Origin of the sequence: Streptococcus mitis SK597 (assembly GCF_000148545.1) — a bacterium.
Lineage (GTDB): Bacteria > Bacillota > Bacilli > Lactobacillales > Streptococcaceae > Streptococcus > Streptococcus mitis_C.
In genome coordinates, this window is the sequence record NZ_AEDV01000016.1 from 39,246 (window position 1) to 47,789 (window position 8,544).

The window sequence follows — 8,544 nt, forward strand, 5'->3', positions numbered from 1 at the left end:
GTTAGGAGCGAAAAAAACCAACCTCAGGGCTGGTTTCTTTTACATATTAATCTTCTTTCAACTTCGCTAATTCTTGTGCAAGAAGTTTAAGTGCAACTTGTGGGTTGGCTTGGCCTTTGGTTGCTTTCATAAGGAATCCTGTGAAGGCCTTGTCTGCGTTACGTTTGCCTGACTTGAAGTCGGTAACGGCAGCTTCGTTATCGGCGAAGACTTGGTGGATGATTGGAATCAAGATTTCTGGATCTGAGATTTGAACCATACCTGCTTTCTCCACGTATTCACGCGCGCCACCGCCATTTTTAGCCAGGTGGACAAAGACTTTCTTGGCAATCTTAGACGAGATCGTGCCGTCTTCGATGATGGCAATCATTTCAACCAAGTTTTCTGGTGTCAATTCGATTTGTTCCAGTGTCTTGCCTTCGGCGTTCAAGAATTGAGCAACCTCCCCTTGGAGCCAGTTAGAGACTTGTTTAGCATCGCCACCGAGGGCAACAGCTTTCTCAAAGAAGTCAGAAGTGACTTTATTAGCAGTCAACTGACTAGCATCGTAGTCTGATAAACCAAGGTCAGATACATAACGCGCACGGCGTTCTTTTGGAAACTCTGGTAACTCTGTACGCATTTCCTCAATCCACTCGTCTGAGATTTCAAAGAGTGGTAGGTCTGGTTCTGGGAAGTAGCGGTAGTCTGCAGCCCCTTCCTTGACACGCATGAGGATGGTTGCTTTGTTAGCTTCATCGTAACGGCGTGTTTCTTGACGGATTTGACCGCCTGATCGAAGGATTTCAGCTTGACGTTGGACTTCGTATTCAAGACCTTTGCGAACGTTTGAGAAGGAGTTGAGGTTCTTCAACTCTGTCTTGGTACCGAATTTCTCTTGACCATAAGGACGAAGGGAAATGTTGGCATCCACACGCATAGAACCTTCTTCCATCTTGACGTCAGAAATACCAGCGTACTGGATAACTTCCTTGAGGGCTGTTAGGTAAGCATAGGCTTCTTCAGGAGAACGCATGTCTGCTTCAGATACAATCTCAATCAATGGCACCCCTTGGCGGTTGAGGTCGACATAAGAGTAACCATCTGTACCATGGGTATTCTTACCAGCGTCTTCCTCTAGGTGAGCACGTTCGATACCGATTTTCTTAGTCGTACCGTCTTCTAGCTCGACTTCAATCCAACCGTTGTAGCCGATTGGTTCATCAAACTGAGAAATTTGGTAGGCTTTGGGATTATCAGGGTAGAAGTAGTTCTTGCGGTCAAAGTGCATCTTTTTGTGGATGTCCATGTTGAGGGCAAGAGCTGCCTTGATACCAGCATCGACAACCCCTTTATTGAGAACTGGCAGAACTCCTGGGAAAGACCAGTCAATCACGTTAGTGTTAGCATTTTGGTCATTTCCGAAGTGGGCAGAAGTAGGTGAGAAGATTTTTGAATTGGTGTTGAGCTCTACGTGGACTTCAAGTCCGATGACTGTTTCAAAGTTCATTAGTTGTCACCTCCAAAAATCACGGGTTGTTGTTTGTGGTAGTCTGTTGTTGCTTCAAAAGCAGCAGCAGCTTGGTAAATAGTTTCCTCAGAGTACTTAGGACCAATCAATTGCAGTCCGACAGGTAGACCTTGAGAGAATCCAGCAGGAATCGAAATTCCTGGGAGGCCAGCCAAGTTGACTGGGATGGTCAAGAGGTCAGCCAAGTACATAGCAACTGGGTCGTGGTTGAGAGAATCCAAGTCATAGGCAACACTAGGAGCAGTTGGTCCCAAAATCAAGTCATAATCCGCAAAGACTTTTTCGAAATCTTGGATGATGAGGGTACGGACCTGTCCAGCTTTCTTGTAGTAGGCATCGTAGTAACCTGATGAAAGGCTGAAAGTACCTAGCATGATACGACGTTTCACTTCTTCACCAAAACCTTGGCTACGGCTGTTTACATAGATTTCATCAAGATTAGTCGCATCTTCTGCGCGGTAGCCATAACGGATACCGTCAAAGCGTTGCAAGTTTGATGAAGCTTCTGATGAAGCGATGATGTAGTATACAGCAACACCGTATTTAGAGTGAGGCAGGCTGACTTCTTCAACGATAGCACCAAGTTTTTCAAAGTGTTTAGCGGCATTCAGAATGGTTTCCTTAACCTCTGGGTCAATCCCTTCGCCTAGGTATTCCTTAGGTAAAGCAATTTTCATACCCTTGATGTCTTGACCGATTTTTGAAGTAAAGTCAGAAATGCAGACAGGAGCAGAAGTAGAGTCTTTGGCATCTTCGCTAGCAATAGCGTTGAGCAAGAGAGCATTTTCCTTAACAGTAGGAGCAAAAGGTCCGATTTGGTCTAATGAGCTACCAAAGGCAATGAGCCCGAAACGTGAAACTGTTCCGTAGGTTGGTTTGAGACCAACGATCCCGTTGAAAGCGGCAGGTTGGCGGATAGAACCACCAGTATCAGAACCAAGTGACAAGCGGACTTGTCCTGAAGCTACAGCTGCAGCAGAACCACTTGAAGAACCACCAGGAACCTTGCTGTGGTCCCAAGCGTTTTTAGTTGCACCGTAGTGAGAAGTCTCACCTGAACCACCCATGGCAAACTCGTCCATGTTGGTTTTCCCAACGACAATCATACCCTTGGCTTTTGCATTGGTAACTGCTGTTGCATCAAAGATAGGCTCGTAGTTGTAGAGCATTTTTGAGGCTGCAGTTGTGAGAATACCGTCAGTAGAGATATTATCTTTAACTGCAAGTGGAATTCCTGAAAGGACATTATCAGCGTCGATTCCAGCTTCATCAATGGCTTTAGCTTGGGCAAGAGCTTGCTCCTCAGCGATGGTCACAAAAGCGTTGATAGCTGTCTCGCGAGACTTGATATCTTCAAGCGTAGCTTGTGTTAATTCAGTTGCTGAAATTTCCTTAGAGACAAGGAGATTGTGCAAGTCTTCAATGGTTTTATTGTTGAAAGTCATTAGGCATCTCCTCCATCGTCTAGGATAGCTGGTACCTTGATATAGTAGTTGTCTTTTTCAGGTACGTTTTTAAACAAGCGATCACGGTCTGTTCCTTCTTCGGCCACATCAGGGCGGAGTACGGTCTTGCGGTCAGCCATGGTCGTAGTAGGTGCAACACCAGTTGTGTCGACTTCGCCCAGCAATTCAACCATGTCTACAATCTTGGACAAGGTAGTCGCAAAGGCAGCAGTTTCTTCTTCAGAGAATCTTAATTTTGAAAGATTGGCAACGTGTGTTACCTCTTCTTGCGTAATTTTCATCTTGCATCCTTTCGTGAAATGATGATTTTTAGTCTGTTCTATTTTACCATATTTTCCTATAAATAAGGGAGGGGGAAGTGAAAAGAAATAGAAATTGAAAAAAATGCTAAAATCCGATATAATGGAGTGTTGAAAGGAATGGTAAAATCCAATGTAAAAATCATTCTTAGCTATTGAACAAACTAAAAATAGAGAATCAAAGAAAGAGAACTTATGAATATTCAAGAAGAAATTAAGAAACGTCGTACCTTTGCCATCATCTCTCACCCGGACGCGGGGAAAACAACCATTACTGAGCAGTTGCTCTACTTTGGGGGCGAGATTCGTGAGGCTGGTACGGTTAAAGGTAAGAAAACAGGAACTTTTGCCAAGTCTGACTGGATGGATATCGAGAAGCAACGTGGAATTTCGGTTACTTCATCTGTTATGCAGTTTGACTACGATGGTAAGCGCGTGAATATCCTTGATACGCCAGGACACGAGGACTTCTCAGAAGATACCTATCGTACCTTGATGGCGGTGGATGCTGCGGTCATGGTTGTGGACTCTGCCAAGGGTATCGAGGCCCAAACTAAGAAATTGTTTGAGGTTGTGAAACACCGTGGCATTCCAGTCTTTACCTTTATGAACAAGTTGGACCGTGACGGTCGTGAGCCACTAGACCTCTTGCAAGAGTTGGAAGAAGTCTTGGGCATTGCGAGCTATCCGATGAACTGGCCTATCGGGATGGGGAAAGCTTTTGAAGGCTTGTATGATCTCTATAATCAACGCTTGGAACTCTACAAGGGGGATGAACGTTTCGCTAGTCTAGAAGATGGGGACAAGCTTTTTGGCACCAATCCTTTCTACGAGCAAGTCAAGGATGATATTGAACTTTTAAATGAAGCTGGAAATGAGTTTTCAGAGGAAGCGATTCTGGCTGGAGAATTGACACCAGTCTTCTTCGGTTCAGCTTTGACAAACTTTGGTGTGCAGACCTTCCTTGAAACCTTCCTCAAGTTTGCTCCAGAACCACATGGACACAAGAAAACAGATGGCGAAATTGTGGATCCTTACGACAAGGATTTCTCAGGATTTGTCTTTAAAATCCAAGCCAATATGGACCCTCGCCACCGTGACCGTATCGCCTTTGTCCGTATCGTATCAGGTGAATTTGAGCGTGGTATGAGTGTCAACTTGCCTCGTACTGGTAAGGGAGCTAAACTTTCGAATGTTACTCAGTTTATGGCAGAAAGTCGTGAGAATGTGACCAATGCCGTGGCAGGTGATATTATCGGTGTTTACGATACCGGTACTTATCAGGTTGGGGACACTTTAACAGTTGGAAAAAACAAGTTTGAATTTGAACCACTGCCAACCTTTACACCTGAAATTTTCATGAAAGTTTCTGCTAAGAATGTCATGAAGCAAAAATCCTTCCACAAGGGGATTGAACAATTGGTGCAAGAAGGAGCTATTCAGCTTTACAAGAATTATCAAACAGGTGAGTACATGCTAGGCGCTGTAGGTCAACTTCAGTTTGAAGTCTTTAAGCATCGTATGGAAGGTGAGTACAACGCTGAAGTAGTCATGAGCCCAATGGGTAAAAAGACCGTTCGTTGGATCAAGCCTGAGGACTTGGATGAACGCATGTCATCAAGTCGAAATATTTTGGCTAAAGACCGTTTTGACCAACCAGTCTTCCTCTTTGAAAATGACTTTGCCCTCCGCTGGTTTGCGGACAAGTATCCAGACGTGGAGTTGGAAGAAAAGATGTAAAAAATAATTACATTACGCAGTAAAATAATTCTTCATGTTTTGACTGTTAGCCTCATGGTAAATTGATATTTTGGTTTATATTATAAGGTTAGAACGTTTGAAGAAAAAGTTTCAGAGTATGAAAGTGAGAAAATAAGTGAGTGACTTAAATAATTTTAGGATAAGTTCATTTTCAATTAATGGTTTGTTCGGAACATTTAATCATAGTGTTTTTTTAAAAGATGATGGAATTACTATTATTATTGGGAAAAATGGAATTGGAAAAACATACTTTTTGAATGCCATTGATAATTTTTTTAGCCTTAAGTGGGAGTTTTTTATAGATTTAGAATTTGATTCAATTGAGTTTGTATTAAATGACGGCTCTCGATGGAGTGTTAACAAAGTAGAACGAGACGATAAATTATTATTTGAAATCAACGAAAGCGGAAAAAAAGAAGAATCCTTTGAATTTGATTTAACTATCTTGGAGAATATTTCAAAACGTTCTTATTATTCTCCATCAGATATCAATCAAAAGGCTATTGAAATATCTAAAATTATGCCTACAATAAATAAGATAAGTTATAATAGATTTTTAGATGAGGAAACTGGTCTCCAGTATTCAAGAACTGAACTAATTGAAGAATTTGGGAATCAGCTTGTTCAGAGAAGAGTTTATTCTCCTATTGAGAAAGAGAAAATAACAGGTAAAATAGCTAAAATAATTGATGCTAATAAAACAGAATTTGTTGAAACACAACGTATTTATAATATTGAAGATGGGGAACTAGCTACTCGAGAAAATATAACATACTATGCTAAAGAATTGGTTCGGATGATAAACGAAACAGAAAAAGAATACAATGAAGTATCAGTGAAGTTGGATTCGAATTTTGTTTTTGATTTAGTTAATTATTCCCAAAATAATCCAGTTGATGAACATAGTATACTTAATCGCTATAACGAATTGATTAAAAAAACTCAAATTTTATCAAGGATGGGATTATTATCTTCTGAGGAGAATCGAAAAGCGATAACTATTGAGCAGGCAAAAGAGTCAGCAAATGCTATTGATTTATACATTAGAAATACAGAAGAGAAATTAAAAAAATATGACAAATTGAAGAATAATGTTAGTTTATTCAAAAAGATCATTAATGAAAGATTTGAACATAAAGAATTGTACATTGATAGAGATAAAGGATTTTTAGTCAAATCAACATCGGTAGAGAAAAGAAATATTCCATTACATAAACTGTCTTCGGGAGAAAAAAATGAGTTCAATTTATTTTTTAAACTAATATTTTTGACAGACAAAGACTCAATTATTTTAATTGATGAACCGGAAATTTCATTGCATGTTGAGTGGCAAAATGCCTTTATACAGGATTTGCAGGGGATTATAGAAAAAAATAACTTTAGAGTGATTATAGCAACACATTCACCAGATATTATTGATGACAACTGGGCACTTACTAATGATTTAAGTGGTGTTTTGGAGAGTTCGAATGAATAGTATGATTAATGGAATGAATTCAATAAGGTATCAAAATCGTTATAGAATGTCTGAAAAAAATAATCGATTTCAGGTTTATGTTGAAAGCGAGACAGATGTTATGGCGTATAAAACATTTTTTTCTAGAAAACATGAAAATATGAAATTTTTTCCAGTAAATGGGTGGGAAGAAGTAGTCAAAATGGTAACTAATTCTGATCTTGACGTAGTTGAACAACGGATGACTATTGGAATAATAGATGCGGATTTAACTCATATTACTGGAGAGAACAGAACAAACTGTAATAGGGTCTTTTTGACAGATTATCATGATGTGGAAACTCTTTTTCTATCTTTGTTTAATATACAATCTTTTATCGATTCTGGTGAAATAAGAGAAGCGGAAAATCCTCTTGATAAAGCAAAAGAAATAAGTTTTGAAATTGGTTTATATCGTTATGTAAATAATAAAGACGGAGATGATAAATTTAAACTGAGGTTCAGTGGTCAAAATGGAAAAAAGAAATTACCATACTTCAAAAAGTCGTTTTATAAAAAAATAGATTCGATAAAAAAAGAGATTATTGATCTTCAGTATTATTTAAGTCCGGATTTTGTATCTAATAGAGAAAACTATGTTAAACTTTTAGAAGAAGAGATTTGCAGTATAAACAGAGAGGAATTAGAAGATTATCAAATTATTAATGGACATGATTTTTTACCAATTTTTATGAAACTATTTAATGATTCTGCAAAAGCGTATAATTTTGGAGAGGGTAAAGAAAGAGAGTTTTGGAATTTTATACTTCTAGTGGTTGATTCATATGACTTTCAACAGACTATCTTATATAAAGATATTTCAAACTATATCACAGAGAGTGTAGATTAAGTATCTCTATTGTACTGACCCCAAAAAGTTAGACAATTAAAAAAGAGGCAGGACAGAAACTACTTCTAGATATCAAAAAACGAGCATTTCCGTAAATGGAGATGCTCGTTTTTCCTATGTCATTGTTTTTTGGCTCTTTGTCAACTGTAGTGGGTAGAAGAAAAGCTAAGATCGAGAAAGGACACATTTCGTCCTTTCTTTTTTGATATTTAGGGCGATAAAAATCCGTTTTTTGAAGTTTTCAAAGTTCCGAAAACCAAAGGCATTGCGCTTGATAAGTTTGATGAGATTATTGGTCGCTTCCAGTTTGGCGTTAGAATAAGGTAATGAAGAGCGTTGACGATTTTCTCTTTATCCTTGAGAAAAGTTTTAAAGACAGTCTGAAAAAGAGTATGAATCTTCTTTAGATTGTCCTCAATGAGTCCAAAGAATTTCTCAGGGTCCTTGTTCTGAAAGTGAAAAAGTAAGAGCTGATAGAGATTGTAGTGGTGTTTCAAGTCTTCTGAATAGCTCAAAAGCTTGTCTAGAATTTCTTTATTCGTCAAGTGCATACGAAAAGTAGGGCGATAAAATCGCTTATGGCTGAGTTTACGACTATCCTGTTGAATGAGCTTCCAGTAACGTTTGATGACCTTATATTCATGAGATTTTCGTTCAAATTGATTCATGATTTGGACACGAACACGACTCATAGCACGGCTAAGATGTTGAACAATGTGAAAACGATCTAGAACGATTTTAGCATTTGGGAGTGAAACAGTCTGGGAGACTGTTTCAGCCTGAGCCTAGAAATTCGAAAGCGAAGCTGTTTAGCTAAGGCATAGTAGGGACTAAACATATCCATAGTAATGATTTTCACCTGACAACGAATGGCTCTATCGTATTTAAGAAAGTGATCTCGAATGACAGCTTGTGTTCTCCCCTCAAGAACAGTGATTATATTGAGCTTTTCAAAGTCCTGAGAAATGAAACTCATCTTTCCCTTGGTAAAGGCATACTCATCCCAAGACATAATCTCAGGCAGATGTCTAAAGTTACACTCAAAGTGGAAATCATTGAGTTTTCGAATGACAGTTGAAGTTGAAATGAACAGCTGATGGGCAATATCGGTCATAGAAGTCTCAGCTACCATCATTTTCGAGCAGTGATAACACTTGAAACGA

The 8,544-nt window shown here is 39.1% G+C and carries 6 protein-coding genes and 1 pseudogene; 3 read left to right on the forward strand and 4 right to left on the reverse strand.

Features of this window, described 5'->3' with window-relative positions; all coding sequences use genetic code 11:
• Positions 1 to 46 precede the first annotated feature (46 nt).
• From gatB to gatC, 3 genes are read right to left on the reverse strand one after another with little or no spacing between them, the layout of a single operon-like run.
• A complete protein-coding gene (gatB, locus tag SMSK597_RS0102105) occupies positions 47 to 1,489 on the reverse strand; it encodes an Asp-tRNA(Asn)/Glu-tRNA(Gln) amidotransferase subunit GatB (RefSeq protein ID WP_001008658.1) in 1,443 nt (480 codons plus the stop codon).
• Positions 1,489 to 2,955, reverse strand: coding sequence for an Asp-tRNA(Asn)/Glu-tRNA(Gln) amidotransferase subunit GatA (gatA, locus tag SMSK597_RS04920; RefSeq protein WP_000143708.1), 1,467 nt, complete (start codon positions 2,953 to 2,955; stop codon positions 1,489 to 1,491). Before gatA ends, gatB begins: the two co-directional genes overlap by 1 nt.
• Complete coding sequence (gene gatC / locus SMSK597_RS04925; protein ID WP_000705419.1) at positions 2,955 to 3,257, reverse strand: Asp-tRNA(Asn)/Glu-tRNA(Gln) amidotransferase subunit GatC; 303 nt, start codon at positions 3,255 to 3,257, stop codon at positions 2,955 to 2,957. The genes gatA and gatC overlap by 1 nt, the downstream gene beginning before the upstream one ends.
• A 213-nt stretch (positions 3,258 to 3,470) precedes the next feature.
• On the opposite strand from gatC, the gene SMSK597_RS04930 reads away from it, so the two are divergent.
• From SMSK597_RS04930 to SMSK597_RS04940, 3 genes are all read left to right on the forward strand, one after another.
• Positions 3,471 to 5,015 (forward strand): peptide chain release factor 3, encoded by a 1,545-nt coding sequence (locus tag SMSK597_RS04930; RefSeq protein WP_001025440.1) that lies wholly within the window; start codon positions 3,471 to 3,473, stop codon positions 5,013 to 5,015.
• Between the two features lie 136 nt (positions 5,016 to 5,151).
• Entirely contained in the window at positions 5,152 to 6,513 is a 1,362-nt protein-coding gene (locus SMSK597_RS04935; RefSeq protein WP_001281685.1) for an AAA family ATPase, read from the forward strand.
• Complete coding sequence (locus SMSK597_RS04940) at positions 6,506 to 7,381, forward strand: DUF4435 domain-containing protein (RefSeq protein ID WP_001087490.1); 876 nt, start codon at positions 6,506 to 6,508, stop codon at positions 7,379 to 7,381. Before SMSK597_RS04935 ends, SMSK597_RS04940 begins: the two co-directional genes overlap by 8 nt.
• Before the next feature lie 165 nt (positions 7,382 to 7,546).
• Here SMSK597_RS04940 and SMSK597_RS12675 read toward each other — a convergent pair.
• Positions 7,547 to 8,544 (reverse strand): annotated as a pseudogene (locus SMSK597_RS12675) (transposase); the annotation flags it as partial.

What these genes read in the sequence shown, in the direction of transcription:
- gatB (WP_001008658.1), bottom strand. Translation starts at nt 1,489, where the DNA reads ATGAACTTTGAAACAGTCATCGGACTTGAAGTCCACGTAGAGCTCAAC.
- gatA (WP_000143708.1), bottom strand. Translation starts at nt 2,955, where the DNA reads ATGACTTTCAACAATAAAACCATTGAAGACTTGCACAATCTCCTTGTC.
- gatC (WP_000705419.1), bottom strand. Translation starts at nt 3,257, where the DNA reads ATGAAAATTACGCAAGAAGAGGTAACACACGTTGCCAATCTTTCAAAA.
- SMSK597_RS04930 (WP_001025440.1), top strand. Translation starts at nt 3,471, where the DNA reads ATGAATATTCAAGAAGAAATTAAGAAACGTCGTACCTTTGCCATCATC.
- SMSK597_RS04940 (WP_001087490.1), top strand. Translation starts at nt 6,506, where the DNA reads ATGAATAGTATGATTAATGGAATGAATTCAATAAGGTATCAAAATCGT.